Origin of the sequence: Nocardiopsis sp. LDBS0036, assembly GCF_041228755.1 — a bacterium.
Lineage (GTDB): Bacteria > Actinomycetota > Actinomycetes > Streptosporangiales > Streptosporangiaceae > Nocardiopsis > Nocardiopsis dassonvillei.
The window spans coordinates 3059818-3086816 of the sequence record NZ_CP141103.1 but is presented as its reverse complement, the minus strand read 5'-3'; the positions used below and the strand labels follow the sequence as shown (position 1 = coordinate 3086816).

22 protein-coding genes are annotated in these 26999 nt (G+C 73.6%); 17 read left to right on the top strand and 5 right to left on the bottom strand.

Features of this window, described 5'->3' with window-relative positions:
* The first annotated feature begins 3 nt into the window (after nucleotides 1-3).
* The 8 genes from UIS43_RS12885 to UIS43_RS12850 all read left to right on the top strand — a co-directional run bounded on the left by UIS43_RS12885 (nucleotide 4) and on the right by UIS43_RS12850 (nucleotide 9667).
* A complete protein-coding gene (locus tag UIS43_RS12885) occupies nucleotides 4-1089 on the top strand; it encodes a hypothetical protein (RefSeq protein ID WP_370013187.1) in 1086 nt (361 codons plus the stop codon).
* Between the two features lie 92 nt (nucleotides 1090-1181).
* Nucleotides 1182-1607, top strand: a complete 426-nt coding sequence (locus UIS43_RS12880) for an MmcQ/YjbR family DNA-binding protein (RefSeq protein ID WP_013154844.1) — start codon at nucleotides 1182-1184, stop codon at nucleotides 1605-1607.
* Nucleotides 1608-1626: 19 nt separating this feature from the next.
* On the top strand, nucleotides 1627-3879 hold the full coding sequence (locus tag UIS43_RS12875) for an ATP-dependent RecD-like DNA helicase (protein ID WP_013154843.1): 2253 nt from the start codon (nucleotides 1627-1629) through the stop codon (nucleotides 3877-3879).
* A 253-nt stretch (nucleotides 3880-4132) separates the two neighbouring features.
* Nucleotides 4133-4567: a (deoxy)nucleoside triphosphate pyrophosphohydrolase gene (locus UIS43_RS12870; protein ID WP_370013186.1), complete on the top strand. Its 435-nt coding sequence runs from the start codon at nucleotides 4133-4135 to the stop codon at nucleotides 4565-4567.
* Nucleotides 4568-4950: 383 nt separating this feature from the next.
* A complete protein-coding gene (gene typA, locus UIS43_RS12865) occupies nucleotides 4951-6843 on the top strand; it encodes a translational GTPase TypA (protein ID WP_013154841.1) in 1893 nt (630 codons plus the stop codon).
* 91 nt (nucleotides 6844-6934) lie between these two features.
* The gene (locus tag UIS43_RS12860; protein ID WP_013154840.1) at nucleotides 6935-7600 is read left to right on the top strand and encodes a DUF6758 family protein; all 666 of its coding nucleotides are present in this window, start codon (nucleotides 6935-6937) and stop codon (nucleotides 7598-7600) included.
* A 61-nt stretch (nucleotides 7601-7661) separates the two neighbouring features.
* Nucleotides 7662-8537, top strand: a complete 876-nt coding sequence (locus tag UIS43_RS12855) for a PHP domain-containing protein (protein ID WP_013154839.1) — start codon at nucleotides 7662-7664, stop codon at nucleotides 8535-8537.
* Between the two features lie 110 nt (nucleotides 8538-8647).
* A complete protein-coding gene (locus UIS43_RS12850) occupies nucleotides 8648-9667 on the top strand; it encodes an MBL fold metallo-hydrolase (protein ID WP_013154838.1) in 1020 nt (339 codons plus the stop codon).
* A 77-nt stretch (nucleotides 9668-9744) separates the two neighbouring features.
* Here the strand turns inward: UIS43_RS12850 and UIS43_RS12845 are convergent, their stop codons facing one another.
* Both UIS43_RS12845 and UIS43_RS12840 read right to left on the bottom strand, forming a co-directional pair.
* The gene (locus UIS43_RS12845) at nucleotides 9745-10617 is read right to left on the bottom strand and encodes an alpha/beta fold hydrolase (protein ID WP_041552862.1); all 873 of its coding nucleotides are present in this window, start codon (nucleotides 10615-10617) and stop codon (nucleotides 9745-9747) included.
* Nucleotides 10618-10805: 188 nt separating this feature from the next.
* Nucleotides 10806-12356, bottom strand: coding sequence for a DEAD/DEAH box helicase (locus tag UIS43_RS12840; protein ID WP_013154836.1), 1551 nt, complete (start codon nucleotides 12354-12356; stop codon nucleotides 10806-10808).
* Between the two features lie 561 nt (nucleotides 12357-12917).
* Between UIS43_RS12840 and UIS43_RS12835 the strand changes: the two genes are divergently transcribed.
* The 3 genes from UIS43_RS12835 to UIS43_RS12825 all read left to right on the top strand — a co-directional run bounded on the left by UIS43_RS12835 (nucleotide 12918) and on the right by UIS43_RS12825 (nucleotide 14588).
* Nucleotides 12918-13601, top strand: a complete 684-nt coding sequence (locus UIS43_RS12835) for a ferritin-like fold-containing protein (RefSeq protein ID WP_013154835.1) — start codon at nucleotides 12918-12920, stop codon at nucleotides 13599-13601.
* 161 nt (nucleotides 13602-13762) lie between these two features.
* On the top strand, nucleotides 13763-14074 hold the full coding sequence (locus UIS43_RS12830) for a DUF6401 family natural product biosynthesis protein (RefSeq protein ID WP_013154834.1): 312 nt from the start codon (nucleotides 13763-13765) through the stop codon (nucleotides 14072-14074).
* Nucleotides 14075-14345: 271 nt separating this feature from the next.
* Nucleotides 14346-14588 (top strand): hypothetical protein, encoded by a 243-nt coding sequence (locus UIS43_RS12825; protein ID WP_013154833.1) that lies wholly within the window; start codon nucleotides 14346-14348, stop codon nucleotides 14586-14588.
* Between the two features lie 105 nt (nucleotides 14589-14693).
* Here the strand turns inward: UIS43_RS12825 and UIS43_RS12820 are convergent, their stop codons facing one another.
* From UIS43_RS12820 to UIS43_RS12810, 3 genes are all read right to left on the bottom strand, one after another.
* Nucleotides 14694-15491 carry a hypothetical protein gene (locus UIS43_RS12820; protein ID WP_117198273.1) on the bottom strand — a complete coding sequence of 266 codons (798 nt, stop codon included), beginning with the start codon at nucleotides 15489-15491 and terminating at the stop codon, nucleotides 14694-14696.
* 298 nt (nucleotides 15492-15789) lie between these two features.
* Entirely contained in the window at nucleotides 15790-16428 is a 639-nt protein-coding gene (locus tag UIS43_RS12815; RefSeq protein WP_013154831.1) for a TetR/AcrR family transcriptional regulator, read from the bottom strand.
* A gap of 265 nt (nucleotides 16429-16693) precedes the next feature.
* Entirely contained in the window at nucleotides 16694-16918 is a 225-nt protein-coding gene (locus UIS43_RS12810) for a hypothetical protein (protein WP_013154830.1), read from the bottom strand.
* A gap of 282 nt (nucleotides 16919-17200) precedes the next feature.
* On the opposite strand from UIS43_RS12810, the gene moeZ reads away from it, so the two are divergent.
* The 6 genes from moeZ (at nucleotide 17201) to UIS43_RS12780 (ending at nucleotide 26880) form a co-directional block, all read left to right on the top strand.
* Nucleotides 17201-18364: an adenylyltransferase/sulfurtransferase MoeZ gene (gene moeZ, locus UIS43_RS12805; protein WP_013154829.1), complete on the top strand. Its 1164-nt coding sequence runs from the start codon at nucleotides 17201-17203 to the stop codon at nucleotides 18362-18364.
* Between the two features lie 186 nt (nucleotides 18365-18550).
* The gene (locus UIS43_RS12800; RefSeq protein WP_013154828.1) at nucleotides 18551-18937 is read left to right on the top strand and encodes an SPW repeat protein; all 387 of its coding nucleotides are present in this window, start codon (nucleotides 18551-18553) and stop codon (nucleotides 18935-18937) included.
* Between the two features lie 75 nt (nucleotides 18938-19012).
* Nucleotides 19013-19339, top strand: coding sequence for an MGMT family protein (locus UIS43_RS12795; RefSeq protein ID WP_013154827.1), 327 nt, complete (start codon nucleotides 19013-19015; stop codon nucleotides 19337-19339).
* A gap of 86 nt (nucleotides 19340-19425) precedes the next feature.
* Nucleotides 19426-22608 (top strand): ATP-dependent helicase, encoded by a 3183-nt coding sequence (locus UIS43_RS12790; protein WP_370013248.1) that lies wholly within the window; start codon nucleotides 19426-19428, stop codon nucleotides 22606-22608.
* A complete protein-coding gene (locus tag UIS43_RS12785) occupies nucleotides 22601-26047 on the top strand; it encodes an ATP-dependent helicase (protein WP_370013185.1) in 3447 nt (1148 codons plus the stop codon). The genes UIS43_RS12790 and UIS43_RS12785 overlap by 8 nt, the downstream gene beginning before the upstream one ends.
* A gap of 50 nt (nucleotides 26048-26097) precedes the next feature.
* Nucleotides 26098-26880: a GntR family transcriptional regulator gene (locus UIS43_RS12780; protein WP_013154824.1), complete on the top strand. Its 783-nt coding sequence runs from the start codon at nucleotides 26098-26100 to the stop codon at nucleotides 26878-26880.
* Nucleotides 26881-26999: the final 119 nt, after the last annotated feature.

The following is a 26999-nucleotide window of genomic DNA, read 5'->3' as shown; positions in this document are numbered from 1 at the left end:
ACGATGGAGCTCACCCTCTCCGGCGGGTACAACGTCATCCTCACCTCCGACATGATCCGGTCGATCCGCCTGGCCGCGCCCCCGCCCGGCCGGCCGGACGTGTGGTGCCCCGACGTCCGCAAACCGGGGGAGAGCGCGCCCCTCATCGCCCAGGGCCTGGCCGAACGCGACGCCCACGGGGTGCTCGTCCTCACCGAGCGCGGGGTCCAGGCCCGGTCCGTGCTCATGCCCCTGGCCGGGCTGCTCGGCGAGCCCGGACGCGAGGGCAGGCCCACGCTCGACCCCTCCCTCCCCGAGGAGCGCGCCCGGAGGCTGCGCCTGGCCCTGGACGCGGTGCGCGGCAGGCGCTTCCCGCGCGGCACCGGCGGCGGCGAACGGAACAGGGCGTTCGCACGGGTGGCCTACGCGCTCTTCTGGGCCCTCGCCGTGTGCTGGATGGTCCTGGACCTGCCCCTGGGCGCCGAGATCACCCTTCTGGCGGCGTCCGCGCTCGCGGTGGCGGGCGCGGCACTTGCCCGCACGCGCCACCAGCGCGCGGAGAGGGAGCGCGACCCCGTGCGGATCGTCCAGTCCGCCGAGGGGGAGTTCGTGTCCCCCGGAGCGCTCGACGAGGAGTCCCGCGCCCTCCTGAAGCGCGGGCAGAGGGCAGTGGACGCGGTCCTGGGCTCCCCGCTGCACGAGCGGGGGCTCCTGCTGGACACCGTCCGCAACCGCGTGGTGCTGGCCGACGTGGAGTGGTCCCTCGCGCGCAGCCTCCTCCACCAGACCCGGGTCAGGGAGCGGATCTCCCGCACGCCCACGCCCGGGGAGCGCAGCCGCGAGGCCGCCGCACGCGCCGCCGCCGTCCTGGCCGCCGAGACGGCCGAGGTGACGGCGCGGATCGCCGTCCTGGAGGACTACGCGGACCGCGTGCGCGCCGCCGAACTGGACGACCAGGACCGCAGGTCGGCCCGGGAACTCGACGCGATCGCCGCCGAGGCCGCCGAGGCGGGCGCCGTGCACGAGCAGAGCGCCGAGACGCTCGACTCCCTCGTGCGGGCCCAGGAACTGGCCCTGCGGGTGGCCGCGCTGGCCGACGACCAGGACTGAACCGCTCCCGCGCGGGTTGTCCACAGGCCGAGGCCGGGTCCGCCGAACGTCGGCGGTCTCTGGCACTGTCGTAGGGGAGGAAGGGAGCCCGCATGACCCCCGGACAGTTCATCGACGCCGCCCTGTGGTTCCCCGAGGCCGGGGAGACCGAGCCCTTCGGCCCCGGCTACCTGGTCTACAAGGTGGCCGGGCAGAAGATGTTCGCCCTGCTCATGGGGGGAGACGACGGAAACGGCCCAGCCACGGCCAACCTCAAGTGCGACCCCGGGCTGGCCCTGGAGCTGCGCGACCAGTTCCCCGCCGTCACGCCCGGGTACCACATGAACAAGAAGCACTGGAACTCCGTGCTCCTGGACGGCACGGTGCCCGAGGACGAGATCCTGGAGATGCTCAGACACTCCTACGTCCTGGTGGCGGGGAGCCTGCGCCGGGCCGACCGCGACCGCGTGCTCGCGGCGCTGGGCGACGGCGCGCCGGAGACCGGCGGACCGGCCCCGCGGGCCCCGGAGAGGGCGTGAACGAGGAGAGGACGGCCACGTGCCCGACGCGACCTTCCGACCAGCCGTCGTCCAGGGCGTCCTGGAGCGGGTCACCTACGCCAACGAGGAGAACGGCTACACCGTCGCCAAGGTCGACACGGGCCGGGGCGCGCACGACCTCCTCACCGTCGTGGGCTCCCTCATGGGAGTCCAGCCCGGCGAGGCGCTGCGCATGCGCGGCCGCTGGGGCTCCCACCCGCAGTACGGCCGCCAGTTCCACGTGGACGACTACACGACCGTCCTGCCCGCCACGGTCCAGGGCATCCGCCGCTACCTCGGCTCCGGCCTGATCAAGGGGATCGGCCCCAAGATGGCCGAGCGGATCGTCGACCACTTCGGCACCGACGCCCTGGAGGTCATCGAGGAGCATCCGGAACGGCTCATCGAGGTCCCGGGCCTGGGGCCCAAGCGCACCCGGCTCATCGCCGACGCCTGGGAGGAGCAGAAGGCCATCAAGGAGGTGATGGTCTTCCTCCAGGGCGTGGAGGTCACCACCTCCCTGGCCGTGCGCATCTACAAGAAGTACGGCGACGCCTCCATCCAGATCGTGCAGAAGGAGCCCTACCGCCTGGCCACCGACGTGTGGGGGATCGGCTTCAAGACCGCCGACACCATCGCCCGAGCGGTCGGCATCCCGCACGACAGCCCGCAGCGGGTCATGGCGGGCATCCAGTTCACCCTCTCGGAGTCCACCGGCGACGGGCACGTCTACCTGCCCGAGGAGAAGCTCATCTCGGCGGCCGTGAAGATCCTCCAGGTGGAGGCCGGGCTGGTGATCGAGTGCGTGGCCGAACTCGTGGCCACCGAGGGCGTGGTGCGCGAGACCGTGCCCGGGCCCGAGGGCGAGCCGGTGCGCGCCGTCTACCTGCTGCCCATGCACCGCGCCGAGATCGGTCTCGCCTCCGGCCTGCGCGGCCTGCTCCACGCCCCGGCCGACCGCATGCCCGCGTTCGCCGGGGTGGACTGGGACGTGGCCCTGGACTGGCTGCGCTCGCGCACGCGCGCCGACCTCGCCGAGGCCCAGAGGGAGGCCGTGCGGCTGGCCCTGTCGGAGAAGGTGTGCGTGCTCACCGGCGGGCCCGGCTGCGGCAAGTCCTTCACGGTCGCCTCCATCGTCACCCTGGCCATGGCCAAGCGCGCCACGATCGTCCTGGCCGCGCCCACCGGGCGCGCCGCCAAGCGCCTCACCGAGATGACCGGCATCGAGGCCCGCACTGTGCACCGGCTCCTCGAACTCCGCCCGGGCGGCGACGCCGCCTACGACCGGGACAACCCCCTCGACTGCGACCTGCTGGTGGTGGACGAGGCCTCCATGCTGGACGTGATCCTGGCCAACAAGCTGGTCAAGGCGGTCCCGCCCGGGGCGCACCTGCTGTTCGTCGGCGACGTGGACCAGCTGCCCTCCGTGGGCGCGGGCCAGGTGCTGCGCGACCTGCTGGACGGGGACTCGCCCGTGCCGAGCGTGCGACTGACCCACGTCTTCCGCCAGGCCCAGAACTCCGGGGTGATCACCAACGCCCACCGGATCAACGGCGGCGAGCCGCCGGAGTTCCACGGTATGTCCGACTTCTTCCTCTTCCCCTGCGAGGAGTCCGAGGACGCGGCCGAGATGACCGTGGACGTGGTCGCCCGCCGCATCCCGCGCCGGTTCGGCCTCGACCCGCGCCGGGACGTGCAGGTCCTCACCCCCATGAAGGGCGGCCCGGCCGGGGCGGCCAACCTCAACACGGCCCTCCAGGCCGCCGTGACGCCCTCCGGCGAGCACGTCCCCGAACGCCGGTTCGGCGGGCGCGTCTTCCGCGTCGGAGACAAGGTCACCCAGGTCCGCAACAACTACGACAAGGGCGAGAACGGGGTGTTCAACGGAACGCTCGGCGTGGTCACGGGGCTCGACGAGGTCGCCCAGGAGGTCCTGGTCCGCACCGACGAGGACGAGGAGATCGCCTACGACTTCGCCGAACTCGACGAGCTCGCCCACGCCTACGCCATCACCGTGCACCGCTCCCAGGGCAGCGAGTACCCCGCGGTGGTCGTGCCGGTCACCACCAGCGCCTGGATGATGCTCCAGCGCAACCTGCTCTACACGGCCGTCACGAGGGCCAAGAAGCTGGTGGTCCTGGTCGGCTCCCGCCGCGCCCTGGCCCAGGCGGTGCGCAACGCCTCCTCCGGGCGCAGGCACACGGCCCTGGCGCACCGGCTGCGGTCGGCCGGTCGGCCGCCGGAGGAGCCCCCGCCCCCGGACGCCCCCTGACCGCACGCCACGGAAAAAGAAGGTGAACGTTCGCCGACATCCCTCACGCGCCTCCGTCCGGCGACGTAGGCTCTGCCCCGACCTCCGGTTCCGGGCGCCGCGTCCCGCCCCGGTCGGACCACCAGCCACATCGGAGGCCGACGCTCTTTCCACTCCCCCCGGAGAGCGGCGGCACCCCCGGGCGCCGGCCTCCCCGCGTCGGCGCCCGGGGCCCCGACCCGAAGGTCACCGGCACTGGTTAGGCTCGGGAACCGTGGAACAGCAGACCCTGATCGTGGTGGGCGCCGTCCTCGTCCGTGACGGCCGCGTCCTGGCCGCCCAGCGCGCCGAACCCGAGGCCCTGCGCGGCCGGTGGGAGTTCCCCGGCGGCAAGGTCGATCCGGGGGAGACCCCGGAGCAGGCCCTGGTCCGCGAGTGCCGCGAGGAACTCGGCGCCACCGTCCGACCCCTGCACCAGCTCGGCGCGGACGCGCCCTTCCCCGCGCCCGCCAGGGGGCACATGCGCCCCGCCGTGCTGCGGCTCTGGCGCGCGGAACTGGTCGAGGGGGAGCCCCGGCCCCTGGAGCACCTGTCCCTGCGCTGGCTCGCCGCCGACGAACTGCGCGGACCGGACTGGCTGCCCGCCGACGTGCCCTTCCTCGACCTCGTCGAACCCCTGCTCACCCCGGGCGCCGTCCCCCGCTCCTGACCCCCGCGGGCGCCGCGGGGCCGCCCCAGCGGGCCTCCCGCGTCCCCGAGCGGGACCCTGCGGCGAACGGGTGCCGCCCGGCGCCGCCGTGCGCCCCGCGGGGGCGACCGGCCTCCACCGGGTTCGTCTCCATCGGCACGCCCGCACGGGGCCCGCCCGCACCGCGCTTGTCTGCGCGGGCCCGCCCGCACCGGGCCCGCCCGCGCGGGACCCGCCTCCACTGGGCCCGTCCGCGCCGGGCTTGCGTGCACGGGGCTCGCCCGCACCGGGCCGTGACGGCGGCGGCCTGCACGTTTCCCCAGCAGTCCACCATGACCGCATAAACTGGCGGTGGGCCGTGGCACTCCGCGGTTCTTCCCAGTACCAGGAGATCGAGCTTTCCCATGTCCAGCGCTACGCCCGTCGAGGGCTCCGCACGCCGCAGCGACCTCCGCAACGTCGCGATCGTGGCCCATGTGGACCACGGCAAGACGACCCTCGTTGACGCCATGCTCTGGCAGTCCGGTGTGTTCCGGGAGAACCAGGACGTCGACGACCGGGTGATGGACTCCAACGACCTGGAGCGCGAGAAGGGCATCACCATTCTCGCCAAGAACACGGCCGTCCACTACACCACGCCCGAGGGCGAGGACGTGGTCATCAACATCATCGACACCCCCGGCCACGCCGACTTCGGCGGCGAGGTCGAGCGCGGCCTGTCGATGGTCGACGGCGTGGTCCTGCTCGTGGACGCCAGCGAGGGCCCCCTCCCGCAGACCCGCTTCGTGCTGCGCAAGGCCCTCCAGGCCAAGCTCCCCGTCATCCTCGTGATCAACAAGGTCGACCGGCCCGACAGCCGGATCGCCGAGGTCGTGGACGACACCTACGAGCTGTTCATGGACCTGGACGCCGACGAGTCGCAGATCGAGTTCCCGATCGTCTACGCCTGCGCCCGCGACGGCAAGGCCTCCCTGGAGCGCCCCGCCAACGGCACGGTGCCCGACAACGACAACCTCGTGCCGCTGTTCAGCACCATCCTGGACACCATCCCGGCCCCCGAGTACATCCCCGAGGCCCCGCTCCAGGCGCACGTGACCAACCTGGACGCCTCCCCGTTCCTCGGCCGCCTGGCGCTGTGCCGCATCCAGCAGGGCGAGCTGCGCAAGGGCCAGCAGGTCGCGTGGATCCGCACCGACGGCAGCACCCAGCAGGTCAAGATCACCGAGCTGCTCATGACCGAGGGCCTGGAGCGCAAGCCCGCCGAGAAGGCCGGGCCCGGCGACATCGTCGCCATCGCCGGTATCGAGGACATCATGATCGGCGAGACCCTCGCCGACCTGGAGAACCCGGTCCCGCTGCCGCTCATCCAGGTGGACGAGCCCGCCATCTCCATGACCATCGGCACCAACACCTCGCCGCTGGTCGGCAAGGTCAAGGGCGCCAAGGTCACCGCGCGCCTGGTCAAGGACCGCCTCGACAAGGAGCTCGTCGGCAACGTCTCCCTGCGGGTCCTGCCCACCGAGCGCCCCGACGCCTGGGAGGTGCAGGGCCGCGGCGAGCTGGCGCTGGCCATCCTGGTCGAGCAGATGCGCCGCGAGGGCTACGAGCTGACCGTCGGCAAGCCGCAGGTGGTCACCCGGGTCGTGGACGGCAAGGTGCACGAGCCCGTCGAGCGCCTCACCGTGGACGCCCCCGAGGAGTACATGGGCGCCATCACGCAGCTGCTCAGCATCCGCAAGGGCCGCATGGAGAACATGGTCAACCACGGCACCGGCTGGGTGCGCATGGACTGGCTGGTGCCCTCCCGCGGCCTCATCGGCTTCCGCACCGAGTTCCTCACCGAGACCCGCGGCACCGGTATCGCCCACCACGTCTTCGAGAAGTTCGAGCCGTGGTTCGGCGAGCTGCGCACCCGCCCCAACGGGTCCCTGGTGGCCGACCGCGCCGGCTCGGCCGTCGCGTTCGCGATGTTCAACCTCCAGGAGCGCGGCACGCTCTTCGTCGAGCCGGGCACCGAGGTCTACGAGGGCATGATCGTGGGCGAGAACTCGCGCGCCGACGACATGGACGTCAACATCACCAAGGAGAAGAAGCTCACCAACATGCGCTCGGCCACCGGCGACGAGCTGGTGCGCCTGGTGCCGCCGCGCAAGCTGTCCCTGGAGCAGGCCCTGGAGTTCTGCCGCGAGGACGAGTGCGTGGAGGTCACCCCCGAGCACGTGCGCATCCGCAAGGTCGTCCTGGACCAGAAGGAGCGCGGCCGCATGACGGCCAACAAGAAGCGCCAGCAGCAGTAGGACCGCTGCCACCGCCCGTGGGCGGGCCGCTCCGGCGGCCCGCCCACGACGCGTTTTCCGGCCGGTCCCCTCGGGTAGACCCCTGAGCAGCATGAAGTCCGAGCCCACGTGTCCCCGTTGCGGGCGCGCGGTCCAGCCTCCGGGGCTGTGGACCAGCGCCTGGCAGTGTGACGCCCACGGGCCGGTGGCGCCCCTCCAGGAGGTGCGCGCCCCCGGGGCGGCCGCGCTGGAGGCACTCCTGCCCCAGGCGCACGTCCCGGTCTGGATCCCCTGGCCGCTGCCCGCCAACTGGGTGGTCACCGGCTTCGCCGAGGCCGGTGACGACCGCAGCGGCGCCCTCGCCACGGCCGTGGCCCTCTCCGGGCCCGACCTGGTCGGCGGTGTCGGCGAGGTGGTCATCGTCGCCGAGGACCCGGGGATCGGGCTCGGCGCCCGCCTCGCCGGGCTGGAGGGCCCCGACCCAGGCGACGGCTTCGACGCCTCCGCCGCCGACGCCAAGGTGCGCTTCGACGGCCACGAGATCGCCCTGTGGAGCCTGGACGTGGGCCCCGACCGCGCCGTCTACACCGGCGAGGCGCTCGCCCAGTGGCTGTGGCTGGTCTTCGCCTCCGCCGACACCGGCGTGCTCATGTGCGAGATCGGTTCCCTGCGGGACCTGCGCGACATCCGTGACGGCGGGCTCTCCCTGGAACCGCCCTTCGGCGCCCCCAGCCCCTTCCTCACCCAGGCCCTGGCGCCCCGGCGGGACCCGGACTGAACCGGCAAGGGGTCTCGCCCCGGCCGAGCGCGCCGGACCGCGCCCTACGTACAATCGCCCGGTGACACGTATCGACCTGCACGCCCACAGCTCGGTCTCCGACGGAACCGACACGCCCGCCGAAGTCGTCGAGCACGCGGTCGCCGCGGGTCTCGACGTGCTCGCCCTCACCGACCACGACACGGTCGGCGGCATCGGGGAGGCGGCCCAGAACCTGCCCCCCGGATTCACCCTGGTCCCCGGGATGGAGCTCTCCTGCGCCCACGCGGGGTCCAGCGTCCACCTGGTGTGCTACCTGTTCGACCCCGACGACCCCGCGCTCGACGGTGAACTGCGCCGGGTCCGCTCCGACCGCGCCTCCCGCGCCGAGGAGATGGTCCGCAAGCTCCACGAGAACGGGGTCGGCGTCACCTGGGAGCGGGTGCTGGAGATCGCGGGCGCCGGCCGCGACGAGTACGCCGACGCCAACACGATCGGCCGCCCGCACCTGGCCCGCGCGATCGTGGAGGCGGGCGCGGCCAAGGACGTGCAGGACGCCTTCGACCGCTGGATCGGCTCCGGCGGCCCGGCCTACGTCTCGCGGTACGCCATCGACCCGGTCCGCGCGGTGGAGCTGGTCCGGGCGGCGGGCGGGGTCTGCTCGCTGGCGCACCCGGGGCGGGCGGAGGGCGCCCTCAACGGCGCGGTCCCCCTCGAACTCGTGGAGCGCATGGCCGGGGCGGGCCTGGGGGCGATCGAGGCCGACCACCCCTCGCACAACCGGCACCAGGCCCGCCACTGGCGGGGCGTGGCCGAGGAGCTGGGCGTGCTGGTCACCGGCTCCAGCGACGACCACGGAAGCCTCACCGGCCGCCGCCTGGGGTGCAGGACCACCGACCCGGAGGCGTTCGAACGGCTGGTGGCGCCCGCGACGGGCGCCCCCCTTCTGCGCGGGTGAACCGCGTGTCCTCGTCCCGGCGTCCGGTACGGTACCGACCACTGTGCGGGAGCGCGACAATGGTCGCAGCGCAACCACCCATACCCGGACGAAGTCGAGAGGTCTGAGCCGTGTTCTGGAATCGGAAGTCGAAGAAGCAGGAGGGCCAGGAGGCCACCGATTCCGCTGCGGAGGCCGCGGCGGAGCGCGAGGAGACCACCGCCGCCAGCGGGGACGTGGCCGCGGAGGACGGGGCCAAGGACCCGGCCGGGACCGCCGAGGCCTCCGCCGAGGCCGCCGACGACGGCGCCGCCGAGCCCGCCGTCGACGCCGGGGAGCTCACCGGGGCGGAGAAGGACGGGGCCGCCGAGGGCTCCGCCGCCGACGAGAAGGCGGAGGAGGCCGGGGAGGCGGACGGGTCCGAGGACTCCGACGCGGACGACGAGTCCGACGACGAGGAGGACGAGGCGCCGGTGAAGGCCGACGTCTTCGCCGACGAGGGCGAGGAGGCCGGGGTGACCGGCCCCGACGAGGACGGCATCACGCGCGTGCGCACCGCCGGGACCTTCGAGTTCGACGGCGAGGAGTACCCGGTCGTCAGCAACACCTGGATCATCGACGCCGACGACGAGGGCGTCGTCGTCATCGACCCCGGCCACGACGCCGAGGCGATCCTGGCGGCCATCGGTGAGCGCGAGGTCTACCTGGTGGCCTGCACCAACGCCTACAGCCCCCACATCGAGTCGGCCATCAAGGTCGCCGAGGAGTCCGAGGCCCCCATCGCGCTGCACCCCCGCGAGATGCGCGCCTGGCGCCGCCACCACGGCGCCGAGCACCGCCCCGAGATCGAGGTGGAGGGCCAGGGCGCCCTCGACATCGGCAAGCTGCACATCGACGTCCTGGCCCTGCCCGGCACCTCCCCCGGCACCGTCGGATACTACGTCAGCGAACGCGGCGTCGTCTTCGGCGGCGACACCCTGCGCAAGGGCGAGCCCGGCATGGTCGGCAACACCTACATCGACTACACCACGCAGCTCGCCTCCATCGGCGAGGCGCTGCTGTCCCTGCCCCCGGACACGCGCATCCTGCCCGACCGCGGCCCGGCCACCACCGCGGCGGCCGAGGGCAAGAACTTCGACTCCTGGGTCTGAGCACGGACCTTCCGGGGCCCCGCCCCCGCACGGCCGCCGCCCGGACGGGGCGGCGGCCGTCGCCGTGCGGGACGGGGTCAGCGGCGGCCCACCGACTCCGCCTCGTTCCAGAACGCGGTCAGCGCGCTCGCGACGGTCTCGGGCGCCTCCACGTTGGGGGAGTGACCGGCGCCGGGCACCACGAGGCGCTTGGCGCCCAGCCGCTCGGCCATCCGGTCCTGCTCCTCCAGCGGCCAGGCTTCGTCGTTCTCGCCGTACAGGACCAGCTTGGGGACCTCCACCCGGGCCACCTCGTCCACGCGGTCCGGCGCGGACACCAGCTCCTCGGCCATGTGCATCAGGCCCACGGCGCTGCTCCTGAGCAGCCGCTCGCGCAGGAAGTCGCGGATCTCGGGCCGGGGGCTGCGGGCCCGCGCCACGGAGTCGAACTGCTCCTCCCACAGCTCGCGGAGCCGCTCGGCGGTGGGGTTGATGGACACGGCGGCGATGAGGGCGCTCGCCGTGTTCGCGCCCGGGCCGCTCAGGGCGCCGGGGCCCGAGCACAGGAGGGTGAGCGAGGCCAGCGGGGCCATCTCCACCAGCGCGGCCTCGCGGGAGACCAGCCCGCCGAAGGAGTGGCCCAGCAGATGGACGGGGCCGCCGTCACCGATCTGGTCCATGACCTCGGTGACCACCGCGCCCAGGGAGGGCAGGCCGTAGTCCGGTCTGCGCACGCCCGGGGGAGGGGAGAGGGATTCGGGGCCCGGCGACTCGTAGGTGCCGGGCAGGTCGATCGCGACCACCTCCCGCCCGGCCTGGGCCAGGCTCTGGAGGAGGGAGATGAAGTCCTCCTTGCTGCCGGTGAACCCGTGCACCAGGACAGCGGGGGCGAGTTCGGGGCCGCCGGAGGTGGGCAGCGCCCGCAGGGCGGCCACCGGACCGTACGACAGGTTCAGATCGGCGCGTCGCACGCCCGGTGGCAGGTCGAGGAACTGAGGTGTACTCACGTCGGGTCACCCTAGACGATCGCCGGCCCGGGCAGAGATAACCCGGGCCGTGGCCGACGGCCGGGACCGGCGCGGACGTCGGTCCCAGGGCCCCGCGAACGGGCGCGGGGCGCACGGCCGCGACGCCCGCCACGGGCGGGCGCCGGGAGGGGTCAGGTGTTCTCGGGGTCCCTGCGGACCGCGCCTCGGGTGCGGCGGCGGCGCCGTACCCTGCGCGCGCCCTCGTCGGAGGGGGCCGCGCCCTCGCGCGGCGCCTCCTGGGCGGCGGGCGTGCTCTCGGCCCTCCCGCCCGGGGCGGTCTCGACCCCGGCCGTGCCCTGGCCGCCGCGGGTGCGCCGACGCGAACGGTTGCGGCCGCGACCGCGCCCGCCCTCGTCACGGTCGCTCTCACCGCGTCCGCTCCCCGAGCGCGCGCCCTCGACGCGACCCCGGCCCCGCCGGCCGCCGCGCTCGCCGCGCGCCACTCCGGTGTCGCCGATGTCCTCGATCTCCTCGGCCTCCAGACCCGCGTGATCGTCGCGCCGGTCCTCGGCCAGCTTGCCCTTGGTCCCGGCCGGGATCCGCAGCGCCTCGAAGAAGTGCGGCGAGGTGGAGTAGGTCTCCTCCGGCTCGTGGAAGGGCAGTCCGAGGGCGCCGTTGATCAGCTTCCAGCGCGGCATCTCCTGCCAGTCCACGAAGGTGACGGCGGTGCCGCTGCGCCCGGCCCGGCCGGTGCGGCCGATGCGGTGCGTGTAGGTCTTCTCGTCCTCGGGGGTCTCGTAGTTGACCACGTGCGTGACGTCGTCCACGTCCAGTCCCCGGGCGGCCACGTCGGTGGCGACCAGGATGTTGATCTTGCCGTTGCGGAAGGCCCGCAGGGCCCGCTCGCGCTGGCTCTGCCCCAGGTCGCCGTGGACGGCCGCGACGGCGAACCCGCGCGCCTCCAGGTCGCCCGCCACCCGGTCGCAGGCCCGCTTGGTCTGGCAGAACACCATGCTCTGGCCGTGGTCGCTGGCCTGGAGCAGGCGGGCGAGCATCTCGATCTTGTCCATCTGGTGGGTGCGGAACGCGTGCTGCGTGATCTGCCCCGTGATGGCCGAGCCGTCGATCTCGTCGTCGTCGCTCGCGCGCACGTGCGTGGGACGGCGCAGGTACTTGCGCGACAGGGAGACGATCTCGCTCGGCATGGTGGCCGAGAAGAGCATGGTCTGGCGGTCGTCCGGGGTCCTGGTGAGGATGCGCTCGATGTCGGGCAGGAAGCCCAGGTCGAGCATCTTGTCGGCCTCGTCCAGCACCACCGCGGACACCCCGTCCAGGCGCAGGTGCTTCTGCTTCTCCAGGTCCAGCAGGCGGCCCGGGGTGCCGACGACGACGTCGGTGCCCTCCTTGAGCCCGTTGACCTGCGGCTCGTAGGAGCGGCCGCCGTAGACGGTCAGGATGCGGGTCCCGCTGCGCTTGCTGGCGGTGGTCAGGTCCGCGGCGACCTGGATGGCCAGCTCGCGGGTGGGGACCACGACCAGGGCGCGCGGCCGCTTGGGCGTTCCGGGGTCCTTCTGCGCCCGCTGGAGCAGGGGCAGGCCGAAGGCCAGGGTCTTACCGGTGCCGGTACGGGCCTGGCCGATGATGTCGCTGCCGCCCAGCGCGATCGGCAGGGCGAGTTCCTGGATGAGGAAGGGCTCGATGATCCCCTCGGCCTCGAGGGCGTCCGCGAGCTCGGTGCTCACACCGAGGTCGCGGAAGGTCGTCTTGGGTTTGGTGGTCTCTGCTGTGCTGCTCAGGGCTCAAGCCTCCATCTTGGCGGGCCGCAACGTTGGCGTGGCCGCGGCGGGATGCGGTTGCGGACGGCTCCTGGCCGCCGCGGGGGCGCGGCTCACCGGTCGTTCCTCTCGCGGAACGGTGCGGTGGCGCTGCCGTGAGGACCCGTGCGGCGCAGGGGTTGTCCGGCCGCGGATCGGGACCGTCCCCGCTCGGGACGGGGTGCATCCGTGGTTCGTCGTTGTTCCTCGCGCGGTCCGGGCCACCGTCGGTGGGGTCCGCGCCTGTGCGGGCGCCGCCTCCGCGGCGCCGGTACGTGGGAGATCCCGCGTGTGTGAGGGAGATGTCCGCGTCGGGCGCACACACCGGTCATCACGCAGAGTCTAGCTGGTGACTCGCCAGGTGGACATACCAGTTCACCGGGCTGTGGACGGCTTGGACCGTACCCGCTCCCGGCGTGTACAACCGTGCCTTCGGTCCGTTTAGTCCCCGGTTCGGCGCCCGGGCGGCCTGGCGATACCCTGACGGGCATGACCCACGGCCCCTCCGCCGAGCCCGGCGTGATCGACCTGCTCGGCCTGCTCGCCTACGCGGAGCTCGGCTCCTTCTTCCGCCTCGCCGACGACGCGGGCCTGGCCCCGTCGCTGCGCTCCAAGGGTCAGCTGGCCGCCCTCGCCGCCACCGAGCAGGCGCACTACCAGTCGCTGCGCGACCGGCTGGAGGAGCTGGGCGTCGTGCCCGAGGAGGCCATGGAGCCCTTCGTGGAGCCGCTGGACGCCTGGCACGACAGGACCGAGCCGCAGAGCTGGCTGGAGAGCCTGGTCAAGACCTACGTCGGCGAGGGCATCGCGGGGGACTTCTACCGCAAGGTCGCCGAGCTGGCCGACGAGGACACGCGCACCCTGGTCGAGGGCGTGCTGGCCGAGACCGACCGGGCCGAGTTCGTCTCCGCGACGGTGCGCGCCGCCGTGGAGGAGGACCCCAAGCTGGTCGGGCGCCTGTCCCTGTGGGCGCGCCGCCTGGTCGGCGAGGCGCTCAGCCAGGCGCAGGCGGTGGCGGTCTCGCGCCCCCGGCTCGCCGCGCTCCTGGCGGGGGACGGCGGACACGCCGCGGACGGCACGGGGCTCGGAGACCTCGCCGCGGTCAGCCGGATGTTCGCCTCGCTCACCGATCGCCACTCCGACCGCCTCAGGGCCATGGGGTTGACCGCCTGACCCGCTGTCGCGGCGGCCCGATTCCTTGCCCGTCCTTGACCGGGACCTGTGCGACCTTGGTCAAGCGCGGGTAATATCCAACACTTTCGTGACGATTCGTTGGGCACTGGCCGTAAAATCAGTGAAGTTTCCGTCTCCTGACCACGCGAGTAGGTACTTCCATGCCCAGTGGGACCTCCGTGCGCCATCCGCTGGCCGGACTCACCCGTGACTTCCACCGGATCGGCCCCCTAGGCGCCCCGATCGAGCCCTGGATGTGCGCTGAGCTGGACCAGCACGCCGCACAGGTGTGCGAAGGCATCACCTCCTCCGGCGGCGTGCTCAACGCCCGCACCCTGGGCACCTACCTGCACGGGTTCCTCGACGGCTGCCTCGAACGGGGCTGGGACTCCGAGGCGGTCGAGTACGACTGGGAGACACTGCGCATCCTCGCGATCTGCCGACTGGCCAAGGAGCGCGGTTTCGTCCGCTAGGTTTGGTGGCGTCCGCAGAACGGTGTGGTCCACAACCCGAGCTCCTCGTGGCCCCCGCCCCTGCCCGTTCTCCGGTGGAGGCCCGTCATCGGGCGTACGCTGAAAAGTACCGGTGACTCCACAGCGGCCGACCACGGCCCGGCGCACCGCGGCAGAACCAGGGCCCTGCGGAATGCAACCTGGGACTGACGGTGTTATGTCGGTCCGGAAAACGGACCACAGACACCGTAACTTGCGGAGCGGCCCGCAGAGCCGCGAGAAAGGAAGGCGAATGAGGAGCGGTCGGCATGGGGCGGCGCGCCCACCGGTCGGCGTCCTGATCCAACAGGACCGCGTCGACTTCGCGCTTTTCGCACTGATCTTCGTCGTCGCGCTGGTGTCGATGGTCTTCACCGGGCCCGGGAACGCCGCTTTCTGGCTGGCCTTCCTCCCGATCATCGCCTCCGTCGTACTGACCTTCCGGCGGATCGAGCACCTCTCCCGCCTGGAGCTGCGCGACTCCGAATTCCTCTAGGAGGCGCCTCGCGGGCCGTTCGCACCGGCCCGCCGAGCGATCCTGACGGCACACGGCGAGGGCGGGGCCGCACGGCCCCGCCCTCGTCGCGTGTCCGCGCCCCGGCTACGGAGCGGGCGGCTCGCCGCCCGTGCCGCGCCGCGCGCTCTGGGAGGTCGCGCCCTCGCGCGGCTCCGTGCGCCCGGCGTCCGCGGGACGGCCCAGGGCCGCCTCGCGGCCGGCCCGGTAGCTGCCCTCCTCGCTCATGCGGTTGGTCTCGCGCTCGGCCACGTCCAGCCAGCGGGACCAGCGCGAGCGCATCGGCTCGATCATGCCGCCGCCCACGCCGACGACGAGGATGCCGCCGATCGTGGCCAGGACCGCGATCAGCACCGGCACGGTGACGGTCACCGCCACGCCCATCTGGTTCAGCGCCGCGATGACGCCGAGGGCCAGGATGAACACGCCCGCGGCGTTGGCCAGGAAGCGGCCGTAGGAGAGGCCGCCCAGCGCGCCGGAGACGATGTCGCGGACCGCCTTGGCGATCATCGCGGCCACCACCACGATCACCAGCGCGACGATGCCGCGCGGGATCCAGGCGATGACGTCGTTGAGCAGCGTGCTGATCGGGTTCGGTCCGAAGACGCTGAACGCGAGCGTGAACACGAACAGCAGCCCGACGTAGTAGATGATCTTTCCGCACAGCTCGCTGGCGCTCCACCGGCTGCGCTCGAAGTACTCGCCCACACCTCCGCGGTGCAGGGCGCGGTCCAGTCCGACGCCGTGCAGACCCTTGGCGACCGCCTTGCCCACCAGCCAGGCGATGATCCATCCCAGGACCAGGATCACCAGGAAGCCGATCAGCAGAGGCACGAAACTCGCCACCGCCTGCCAGGCCGTCGACAGGCCCTGACCCATGTCCATAACGTCTTCACCCCCAAATCGCTTGCTCCGCCGGGGCTTCGAAGCGAAGGACCGGGCGGATACGGCGAAGAGAAGTGCGTTACTTCTCATTCCGGCGATACCCGGAGGGCGGCAATTGAATCGCTTGTCCCACGCAAGCGGAGGTGATTACCTTTTTTTGGGACATTCCTTGCGCGGCGGTGGGAAGAAATTCCTTTTCCGTGTGCCGGGGCGCTTTCCGGGGAGCACCGGGAAAGGCGAGGGCCCCCGTGCGCGCACGGGGGCCCTCGCCTTGCGGGCGGCGGGTGCGGCCGCGCCCCTAGCCCTGTTCGCCGGAGCCGCGCTGGAGGTCCCAGCCGCTGATCCCGCGCCAGGCCAGGCGGGCCACCAGCTGCTCGGCCGCGTCCTTGGGCACGGAGCCGCGGCTGTTGAGCCAGTACCGGGCGCTGGTCTCGGCCATGCCGACCAGTCCGATGCTCAGCAGGTGCGCCTCCTCGTCGGAGATGCTGGTGTCCTGGCGGATCACCTCGCCGATGGCCTCGGCGCAGCGCTGGAAGGTCTCCTCGGTCTTGGCCCGAACGGCCGGGAGGTTGCGCAGGTCGGACTCGAAGACCAGGCGGAAGGCCTCGCCGTCGCCCGCGACGAAGTCGAAGTAGGCGCGAAAGCTCGCGATGACGCGCTGGCGGTTGTCGTCCGTGCTCTCCAGGGCCTCGCGCTGCTTGTCGACCAGCACCTCGGAGTGTTCCTCCAGCAGGGCCAGGTACAGCTCCAGCTTCCCAGGGAAGTGCTGGTACAGGACCGGTTTGCTGACTCCGGCGCGGTCGGCGATCTCGTCCATCGCCGCCGCGTGGTACCCGCGCGCGACGAAGACCTCCTGGGCCGCGGCCAGGAGCTGGCGGCGGCGCCTGACCCGGGGCAGACGGGTTCCCCGGGCGCGGGAGTCTGAAGGAGCTGTCACACCGACCCTCCGAACTCGGCATGGCAGATGCACGCCATAACCGGACATCTGCGTGGCTAGTGCTCGCGGAGCGCGGCCAGTGGCGCGCTCCACAGCGGTCCCCCTCATCCTACTCCGGCGTAGGTTCCCCGTGAGCAGCGGGAAGCCGGTCGGGGTTCCGGGCGGGCACGGTGAGGCACCGGCCGAACACGTGGTCAGGGCCGCGATCGGCGGCCGGGAGGAAGCGGAGGAAAAAGGACGCGGTCCCGGGCGGGGGAGCCCCCCGTCAGCGCCGCTCCTCGTCGTCCGGGCCCGCCTCGCGGGCCTGTTCGACCACGTCGGCCTCGGCGGCGTGCTCGAAGCTCTCCTGCGGCGGGTCCTCCCACCCGTCCCCGCCCTCGTCGGCCCCGGCGGACGCGCGCTGCTCGACCGCGTCGGCCTCGGGCACCTCGGCCGCGGGGTCCCCTCCGGCGGCCGGGCGTCGTCCCACGGAACGGTTCTCCTGTGCCACGGGGTCCTCCCCAACGTCGTCGCCGTGCGTACGCCCGACCACTACCCGCCGCCCGGGCCGGTACGCGCGGCCCCCGGGATGAACTCGCACGCCGCGTTGGTTGTGACGGGCGGGGACGGACCCGCGAAGGGTGTGCTCCACGCCTCCCGGTGGCGGGAATGCAATACCCCACCCGTTAGGTTGGGTATGAGTGCAAGCACGCTTCGCCTCCCCGCCCCCTCGCCCGGTGGCCCCCGCGGTACGGGCGGTGCGAAGCAACCCGAACAGACATGAGGAGTCACCGTGTCGCTGCCGCCGCTGGTGGAACCAGCTGACGAGCTGACCGTGGACGAGGTGCGCCGTTACTCGCGTCACCTGATCATCCCCGACGTGGGTATGGACGGGCAGAAGCGCCTGAAGAACGCCAAGGTCCTGGTCGTCGGCGCGGGCGGCCTGGGCTCCCCGGCGCTGCTCTACCTGGCCGCCGCGGGCGTGGGCACGCTCGGCATCATCGACTTCGACGTCGTCGACGAGTCCAACCTCCAGCGCCAGGTCATCCACGGACAGAGCGACGTCGGCCGCCCCAAGGCCGAGTCCGCCCGGGACAGCATCAAGGAGATCAACCCGGGCGTCCGCGTCATCCTGCACCAGGAGCGCCTGGACTCGGACAACGCGCTGGAGATCTTCGCCGACTACGACCTGGTCCTGGACGGCACCGACAACTTCGCGACCCGGTACCTGGTCAACGACGCCTGCGTCATCCTCGACAAGCCGTACGTGTGGGGTTCGATCTACCGCTTCGACGGCCAGGTCAGCGTCTTCTGGAACGAGTACGGGCCCCAGTACCGCGACCTGTACCCCGAGCCCCCGCCCCCCGGCATGGTGCCCTCCTGCGCCGAGGGCGGCGTCCTGGGCGTGCTGTGCGCCTCCATCGGCTCGGTCATGGTGAACGAGGCCATCAAGCTGATCACCGGCATCGGTGAGCCGCTGGTGGGCCGCCTGCTCATCTTCGACGCCCTGGAGATGACCTGGCGCGAGGTCAAGGTCCGCAAGGACCCCGACACCGAGCCGGTCACCGAGCTCATCGACTACGAGGCGTTCTGCGGCGCCGTGTCGGAGGAGGCCACCGAGGCCGCCGCCGGTTCCACGATCACCGCGGGCGAGCTCAAGGACCTGCTGGACAACAAGCCCGAGGAGATCTTCCTCGTGGACGTCCGGGAGAAGAACGAGTACGAGATCGTCAGCATCCCGGGCGCCACGCTCATCCCCAAGGGCGAGTTCCTCAACGGCAAGGCCCTGGAGCGGCTGCCGCAGGACCGGCGCATCGTCCTGCACTGCAAGTCGGGCGTCCGCTCCGCCGAGGCGCTGGCCGCGGTGCACGCGGCCGGGTTCTCCGACGCCGTCCACGTGGGCGGCGGCGTCCTGGCCTGGATCAACCAGGTCGACCCGAGCCTGCCCGAGTACTGACGGACGGGCCCGACGGGGGACGGGGCGGTGCCGGGAGGCGACTTCCGGCACCGCCCCGCCGCGTTCGCGCCCCGGCCCCCGAGCCGTCCCGGGTTCCGCCGTCGTGCCTGCTCAGCCCGCCGGATGGGTAGGGGTCCGGACAGGGGCCGCCGGCCGACGGCGGCCCGCTCCTCGGGAGGTGGCTCCATGGGACGCAGGGGACGCTGGGCGGACTGGGTGGCGATCCTCGCCGGCCTGGCCCTGGGACTGAGCTGGATCTGGCACGGGATGTACGGCTTCGGCGGGGGAGCGATGTTCGTCCTCGGACTGGGCGTCATCGTGGCCTCGGTGGTATCCATCACCCGGCCGGGGGCGCTGTCGAGCGAGGCGGGCGTCCTCGCGATCGGCGTCCTGGTCTTCGTGATGCCGTGGCTGCTGGGCTTCACCGACCTCACCGCCGCCGCCTGGACGGCGTGGATCCTCGGCGCCGTCGTGGCGCTGCTGGGGGCGTTCGGACTCGTCAAGGCGCGCCAGGCCCGCAGGCGCGACCCCGAACTCGCCTGGGGCGCGCACGGCGACCAGGTCACCGCCTGACCGGACACCGCGCACGCCGGGGCCGCCTCCGCGGCGGGCCCCGCCGTGTCGGCGGCCCCCGGTAGGCTGCCGCCTGTGTTCGAGGACGCGGAGGGCGGGCCGGACGACTACGCCGAGGAGGTCCTGGCGGTGGTCGAGCGGATCCCGCCGGGACGGGTGATGGCCTACGGCGACATCGCCGAGTACGTCGGCAGGGGAGGACCCCGCCAGGTCGGCTCGGTCATGTCCTCCTGGGGCGGGGCGGTGGCCTGGTGGCGCGTGGTGCGCGCGGACGGCAGACCGCCCTCCTGCAACGAGGTCCGCGCCCTGTCCCACTACGCGGCGGAGGGCACGCCCATGCGCCCCGCAAGCGATCGCGTGGACATGCGCAGGGCCCGCTGGGACGGGGAGGGCGGGGGCTGAGCGGTCCGCTGTGGCGGGGATGACGTGCGGGATGGTCGCCACCCTCTGGTGAACTGGGGGGTGTGAACACATCTCCGTACCGTCTCGTGCGGCGCGCCCACCAGGTGCAGCCGCCGCCGGTGCTGGACGAGAACCAGCGGCGCGTGGTCGAGCACGAGGGCGGGCCCCTGCTGGTGCTCGCCGGTCCCGGGACAGGCAAGACCACCACGATCGTCGAGTCGGTCGTGGACCGCATCGACCACCGGGGCACGGACCCCTCGCGCGTGCTGGTGCTCACCTTCAGCCGCAAGGCCGCCCAGGAGCTGCGCGAGCGCATCACCGCCCGGCTGCGCCGCACCACCCGCGAACCGCTGGCCCTGACCTTCCACAGCTACGCCTACGCCCTGATCCGGCGCGAGTTCCAGCGCATGGGCGACCTGCCGCCGCGCCTGCTCTCGGGACCCGAGCAGCTCATGGAGGTCCGCGAACTCCTGCGGGGCGAGGCCCTGGACGGCGCCGCGGACTGGCCCGAGCGCCTGCGCCCCGCCCTGGAGACCCGCGGGTTCGCCGAGGAGCTGCGCGACTTCCTCATGCGCGCCCAGGAACGCGGCATGGGCCCGGACGAGCTGGCCGCGCTCGGCCGCGACCGCGACCGCGACGACTGGGTGGCCGCGGCCGGGTTCCTGGACCGCTACACCGGCCGGTTCGACATCGCCCCCGTGCCCACGCTCAACTACGCCGAACTCGTGCGCGTCGCCGCCAACCTGCTCTCCGACCCCGGGGTCCGCGAGCGCGAGCGCGCCGCCCACGAGGCGGTGTTCGTCGACGAGTACCAGGACACCGACCCCGCCCAGGAGGAACTCCTGCGCGCCCTGGCCGGGGACGGCCGCGACCTGGTCGCGGTCGGCGACCCCGACCAGTCCATCTACGCCTTCCGCGGGGCCGAGGTGCGGGGCATCCTCGACTTCCCGCGCCGCTTCCCGACCGCGCGGCGCACCGAGGCGCCCGTGGTCGCGCTGCGCACCTGCCGCCGCAGCGGCCGCGCCCTGCTGTCGGCCTCGCGCGGCCTGACCCGGCGCCTGCCCGCGGTCGCCTCCGCCCGCGGCCACGTCAACGAGCACCGCGACCTGACCCCCGCCGAGGGCGTGCCCGACGGCGAGGTCCGCGTGCTGCTGGCCGACAGCGCCGCCCAGGAGGCCGCGGTCATCGCCGACACCCTGCGCCGCGCCCACCTGGTGGACGGCGTCCCGTGGTCGGACATGGCCGTGCTGGTGCGCTCCTCCACCCGCCAGCTGCCGGTGCTGCGCCGCGCCCTGACCGCCGCCTCGGTCCCGGTCGCGGTCGGCGCCGACGACCTGCCCGTGGCCGCCGAGCCCATCGTGCGCCCCATGCTCGCGCTGATCCGCTACGGGCTGGCCCCGGCCGAGCTGGACGAGGACGCCGCGCGCGAACTGCTCACCAGCCCCTTCGGCGAGGCCGACACGGTACGGCTGCGCAGGCTCGTGCGCGCGCTGCGCCGCCTGGACCTGGACCGCGCCCACGACGGCGGCGCCCACGGCGGAGCCCCGGAAGGGGACGCCTCGCGGGAAGGCGCCCGGGAGGAGAGGAGCGGCGCCTACCGGCCCTCCGCGCAGCTGCTCGTGGACGCCCTGCGCGACCCGGCCGAGCTCACCCTCGTCGACCCCGAGATCGCCGCGCCCGCCACCCGTGTCGCCCAGGCGCTGCGGACCGTCCGCGACCTGAACGCCAGGGGGGCCGACGCCGAACAGGTCCTGTGGGAGCTGTGGCGCGACAGCGGCCTGGCCGACCGCCTGCTGCGCGCCAGCCTGGCCGGGGGCCGCCGGGGCGCCGCCGCCGACCGCGACCTGGACGCCGTGGTCGCCCTGTTCGAGAGCGCCGCCCGCTACTGCGACCGGCTGCCCCCCGGCAGTCCCGCGGGGTTCCTGGAGGACCTCGCCGCCCAGGAGATCCCCGGCGACAGCCTCGCCGAGCGCGCGCCCGAGGGCGAGGCGGTGCGCATCCTCACCGCCCACCGCTCCAAGGGCCTGGAGTGGGGCCTGGTCGTGGTCGCCGGAGCCCAGGAGGGCGACTGGCCCGACCTGCGCCTGCGCGGTTCCCTGCTCGGCGTGGAGGAACTCGTCGACACCGACGTGCACTCCGCCGACTCCTCCGGAGCTGCCCTGGCCTCCAAACTCCTGGACGAGGAGCGCCGCCTGTTCTACGTGGCCCTCACCCGCGCCCGCCGCACCCTGGTGGTGACCGCCGTGGGCGGGGAGGACACCGACGAGCGGCCCTCGCGCTTCCTGAACGAGATGGGCGTGGGCGAGCCCGAGCCGGTCAGCACCGGCCTGCGCTGGCTGTCCCTGCCCTCGCTCGTCGCCGACCTGCGCTCGGTGGTCACCGACCCCGGCGCCCCCGAACCGCTGCGCGAGGCCGCCGCCACCCACCTGGCCCGCCTGGCCGAGGAGGGCGTGCGCGGCGCCGACCCCGCGGAGTGGTACGCGCTCACCCCCTTCACCGACGACCGGCCCCTGGCCGAGGAGGAGGACACCATCCGCGTCTCGCCCTCCCAGGTGGAGAGCTTCACCAACTGCCAGCTGCGCTGGCTCCTCGAACGCGCCGCCGGGGCCTCCTCCGGCGACTCGGCCTCGGCCCTGGGCACCGTCGTGCACGCGGTCGCCGTCCTGGTCGCCCAGGGCAGCACCCCCGACGAGATCAGCGGGCGCATGGACGAGATCTGGGCCGACCTGGACTTCGGCGGCCCCTGGCAGGCCAGGGCGCAGCGCGACCGCGCCGACACGATGGTCCGCAAGCTCGTGGACTGGGAGGCCGCCAACGACCGCGAACTCGTCGTCACCGAGGAGGGCTTCCGGGTGGACGTGGGCGGCATCGAGATCACCGGCCGCGTGGACCGCCTCGAACGCGACGACCAGGGCAGGGCCGTGGTCGTGGACATCAAGACCGGGAAGAACAAGGCCGACGACCTGGCCCACCACCCCCAGCTCGGCGTCTACCAGATGGCCGTGCTCAAGGGCGCCTTCGCCAAGCTCGGCCTCACCGAGCCGGGCGGCGCCGCGCTCGTGCAGGTCGGCGAGAAGATCCAGAGGGCCCGGGAACAACCCCAGCCGCCCCTGAGCGAGGACCCCGACCCCGGATGGGCCGGGACGCTGGTGCGCGAGGTCGCCACCGGCATGGGCGGATCCCGATTCACCGCGACACGCAACAAGGGATGCAGGTCGTGCGCCGTGCGCGCCTGCTGCCCGGTTCAGGACGAGGGCAGACATGTCTGAAACCCACCCCCACCCCCGCCGGTCCCCGTCCCGCCCCCACCCCGAACCCGAACCCGCTCCCGCTCCTCCTCCCCGCTTCTCGCCCCCGGAACTCGCCCGCCTCCTCGGCCAGCCCGAGCCCACCGCCGAGCAGTCCGAGGTCATCTGCGCCCCGCTGGAGCCGGGCGTGGTCATCGCGGGCGCCGGGTCCGGCAAGAGCGAGACCATGGCCTCGCGCGTGGTGTGGCTGGTCGCCAACGGCCACGTGCGCCCCGAGCAGATCCTCGGCCTGACCTTCACCCGCAAGGCCACCGCCGAGCTGGCCGAGCGCGTGCGCAAACGCCTGGAGCAGCTGCGCGCCACCGAACAGCTGCCCGAGGAGCTGCTCGACGGCGAGCCCACCGTGTCCACCTACAACGCCTACGCCGGGCGCATCGTCGCCGACCACGCCCTGCGCGAGGCCGTCGAGCCCACCTCCCGGCTGCTCAGCGAGGGGCAGGCCTGGCAGATCGCCGCCCGCGTCGTGGGCGAGTACGACGGTCCCATGGACCTGATCACGGTCGGGGCCGACACCGTCACCCGCCGGGTCCTGGAGCTGTCCGGGCAGATCGCCGACCACCTCACCACCACCGAGCAGGTGCGCGGCATCGGCCGGTGGCTGCGCGCGGCCGTCGACGCCCTGCCGCGCAAACCCGCGGTGCCCACCCGCAACCTGCTCAACGCCCAGCTGCGCCGCGAACAGCTCCTGCCGCTCGTGGAGGGCTACGAGCACGCCAAGCACGTGCGCGAGGCCATGGACTTCGGCGACCAGGTGTCCCTGGCCGCGCGCATCGCCCAGAACCACCCGGAGGTCGGCCTCATCGAACGGGGCCGGTTCCGCGTGGTGCTGCTGGACGAGTACCAGGACACCAGCCACGCCCAGCTCGTGCTGCTGCGCGCGCTGTTCGGCGAGGGCCACGCCGTGACCGCCGTCGGGGACCCCTGCCAGTCCATCTACGGCTGGCGCGGGGCCATCGCCGCCAACCTCGCCAACTTCCCCAACGACTTCCCGGCCGCGCCGGGCCGGGCCGCGTCCGTGCGCCGCCTGGCCACCAGCTTCCGCAACGGCGAGAGGATCCTGGAGGTGGCCAAGCACATCTCCGAGCCGCTGCGCGCGGAGAGCGCCGAGGTGCCCGTGCTCTACCCCGGCCCGGCCCGGCGCGGCCGCGGCGCCGTCCGGACCGGTCTGTTCATCGGGCAGCGGGAGGAGGCGCGGTGGATCGCCGAGCAGGTCGCCGGCTACCTGCGCGCCGCCCCCGGCCGGGCGGGCAGCGCCACGACCGCCCCCGACGGGCTGCCCTGGCCGCCGGGGGAGTCGGGCGGCGCCGCGGACGGCGGCGTCAGCCCCGGCGACGTCGCCGTGCTGTGCCGCAAGCGCTCGCAGTTCCCGGCGATCCGGGAGGCCCTGGAGGAGCTGGACATCCCGGTGGAGGTGGTCGGCCTGGGCGGGCTCATGATGGTGCCCGAGGTCCGCGACATCATCGCCACCCTGCGCGTGGTCCACGACGCCTCCGCGGGCAACGAGCTCGCCCGCCTCCTCACCGGGCCGCGCTGGCGGATCGGCCCGCGCGACCTGGCCGCCCTCGGGGCCCGCGCCGCCGAGCTGGCCCGCCAGACCCGGCGCGACCTCACCGGGCCCGAGCCCGACCAGAGCGCCGAGGACGACATCCTGCGCCGCACGGTCCTGGACCTGACCGCCGAGAGCGGCAGCCTGGTGGACGCCGTGGACGACCCCGGCCCCGCCGAGAGGTACTCCGCGACCGCCTACGAGCGCCTGGGCCGCCTCGCCGAGGAGCTGCGCTCCCTGCGCAAGCTCGTGGGCCAGCCGCTGCCCGACCTGGTCACCGAGACCGAGCGGATGCTCGGACTGGACATCGAGGTGGGCGCCCGCAGCGGCCGCGACCCCCTGTCCGCCCGCGCCGACCTGGACGCCTTCGTCGACCACGCGGTCCGTTTCGCCGGGAGCAGCGAGGACCCCACCCTCGGCAGCTTCCTCAGCTACCTCAGGGCCGCATCGGAACGGGAGAGCGGCCTGGCCCCCGGCGAGCGCGTCGGCGGAAGCGACACCGTCAAGCTCATGACCGTGCACGCCTCCAAGGGGCTCCAGTGGCCCGTGGTGGTCGTGCCCGGCGTCAGCGGCGGCAAGTACGCCCCGCTGTTCCCCACGAGCCTGTCCGAGGGCGACATGTGGATCAAGGGCGAGCACCTGCTGCCCTACCGGCTGCGCGGCGACCGCCAGAACCTGCCCGAACTCCTGGCGGTGGACAAGAAGGGCATCGAGGCGTTCAAGGAGGCCGAACGCGAGCGCCACCTGCTGGAGGAGCGGCGGCTGGCCTACGTCGCCGTCACCCGCGCCTCCTTCGCCCTGCTGTGCACCGGCCACTGGTGGGGCACCGACGCCGCGAGCGAGCGCGGGCCCTCCCCGTTCCTGGAGGAGATCCGCCTCGCCTGCGAGGGCGGCGCCGGGGAGGTCGCGCACTGGGAGCCCAGGCCCGACCCCGACGACAACCCCTACGAGGAGGAGGACGACGGCACGGCCGTGTGGCCGCCGCAGGAGGACGACGGCTCCGGCCCCCCGGAGGAGGGCGCCGAACCGGACCGGCCGCGCGACCGCCGCGCCCAGATCGCCGAGGGCGCGGCCATGGTCGAGCGCGCCCGCGCCCGCCTGCTCGCGGGGGAGGCCGACCCCGCGGAGGAGGCCGCGCCGCCGCCCGGGCTGCGCCGCCGCATCGGGGGCTGGGAGCGCGACACCGAGCTGCTGCTCGCCCACCGCCGCGCCGAGGGGCCGGGATCCGGGGACGGCACGGTCCAGGTCGAGCTGCCCGCGCACCTGTCGGTGTCGTCCATGGTGTGGCTGGCCCGCGACCCCTCCGCCCTGGCCCGGCAGATCCGCAGGCCGCTGCCGCGCCCGCCCGCGCCGCACACGCGCCGGGGCACCGCGTTCCACGCCTGGCTGGAGCAGCGGTTCGGCCAGCGCGCCGCCCTGCTGGACGAGCTGCCCGGCGCCGCCGACGAGACGGCTGGTCAGGACGAGGACCTCGCCGACCTCCAGAGCCGCTTCGAGGAGAGCGAGTGGGGCTCGCGCGTGCCCGTCGAGGTGGAGGTGCCCTTCGAGACGGTCATCGGCGACCGGCTCGTGCGGGGGCGCATGGACGCGGTCTTCCACGACCCCGCCTCCGGCCGCTACGACGTGGTGGACTGGAAGACCGGGAGCCCGCCCGGCAACGGCCCCGAGCGCCGCGCCGTGGGCGTGCAGCTGGCCGCCTACCGGCTGGCCTGGGCCGATCTGGCCGGGGTCTCCCTGGAGGAGGTGAGCGCCGCCTTCCACTACGTGCGGGCCGGGCTGACCGTGCGCCCCGCGGACCTGCTCGACGCCGAGGGACTGGCCGCGCTCATCGACGCCGTACCCGAACCCGGGTGAGAGGTCCGCCACCGCCGCGGGTCGCCGTCCGTTCACCGGTGTGGTGGACAATGACCCGCGTGTCGATCCCAGGAATCCCCCAGGACAGCGGCGCCCCCGTGCGCGCGGGCGTCCCCGAGCACGGGCGCGTCCCCAAGTACTACGCGGTCCGGATACAGCTCACCGAGCTGGTGTCCGGGCTGGTGGTGGGCCAGCCGCTGCCCACCGAACGCGAGCTGGCCGAGCGCTTCGGCGCGGCCCGCGAGACGGTCCGCCAGGCGCTGCGCGACCTCCTGCTGGAGGGCAGGCTCAGCCGCCGCGGGCGCGGCACGGTGGTGGCCGGCCCCAAGCTGGAGCAGCCCCTGTCCCTGGCCAGCTACACCGAGGGCGTGCGCCGCCAGGGGCGGCGGCCGGGCCGCTCCCTCATCGACCTGCGCAGCTGGCCGTGCCCGCCCCGGCTGGCCGAGGAGCTGCACCTGAGCCCGGGCGAGCCGGTCTGGCACCTGGAGCGGGTGCTGCTGGCCGACGACGAGCGGGTGGGGCTGGAGTCCACCTACATCGCGGTGGCGCGCGTGCCCCGCCTGGACGTGGACTTCGACCCGGACTCCACCTTCTACGGCTACCTCGCCGACAGGGTCGGCATCACGTTCGGCGACGCCGACGAGCGCCTGGAGACCGTGCTGGCCACCCCGCGCGAGGCCCTGCTCATCGGTACCCCTCCGGCGCTGCCGATGCTGCTCATCCACCGCGTCTCCCGGGACGAGAAGGGCGGCCCCTTCGAACGGGTGCGCTCGCTCTACCGGGGCGACCGGTTCAGCTTCAGCGTCCACCTGGCCGGGGACGGGCGCGAGTAGGGGAGTCCGCTGGCGGGCACCGGACCGCGGCCCCGTCCGCCGGGCGCTTTTGTATCGAAAAGGTAACGGGTCTGGTCCAAAGTTTGACCCCGGTTCACCGGGACGTCCCCGCCGCGCTC

Coding starts and splice junctions, on each gene's coding strand:
- UIS43_RS12885 (WP_370013187.1), top strand. CDS start 4: ATGGAGCTCACCCTCTCCGGCGGGTACAACGTCATCCTCACCTCCGAC.
- UIS43_RS12880 (WP_013154844.1), top strand. CDS start 1,182: ATGACCCCCGGACAGTTCATCGACGCCGCCCTGTGGTTCCCCGAGGCC.
- typA (WP_013154841.1), top strand. CDS start 4,951: ATGTCCAGCGCTACGCCCGTCGAGGGCTCCGCACGCCGCAGCGACCTC.
- UIS43_RS12860 (WP_013154840.1), top strand. CDS start 6,935: ATGAAGTCCGAGCCCACGTGTCCCCGTTGCGGGCGCGCGGTCCAGCCT.
- UIS43_RS12835 (WP_013154835.1), top strand. CDS start 12,918: ATGACCCACGGCCCCTCCGCCGAGCCCGGCGTGATCGACCTGCTCGGC.
- UIS43_RS12830 (WP_013154834.1), top strand. CDS start 13,763: ATGCCCAGTGGGACCTCCGTGCGCCATCCGCTGGCCGGACTCACCCGT.
- UIS43_RS12825 (WP_013154833.1), top strand. CDS start 14,346: ATGAGGAGCGGTCGGCATGGGGCGGCGCGCCCACCGGTCGGCGTCCTG.
- UIS43_RS12820 (WP_117198273.1), bottom strand. CDS start 15,491: ATGGACATGGGTCAGGGCCTGTCGACGGCCTGGCAGGCGGTGGCGAGT.
- UIS43_RS12800 (WP_013154828.1), top strand. CDS start 18,551: ATGGGACGCAGGGGACGCTGGGCGGACTGGGTGGCGATCCTCGCCGGC.
- UIS43_RS12785 (WP_370013185.1), top strand. CDS start 22,601: ATGTCTGAAACCCACCCCCACCCCCGCCGGTCCCCGTCCCGCCCCCAC.
- UIS43_RS12780 (WP_013154824.1), top strand. CDS start 26,098: ATGACCCGCGTGTCGATCCCAGGAATCCCCCAGGACAGCGGCGCCCCC.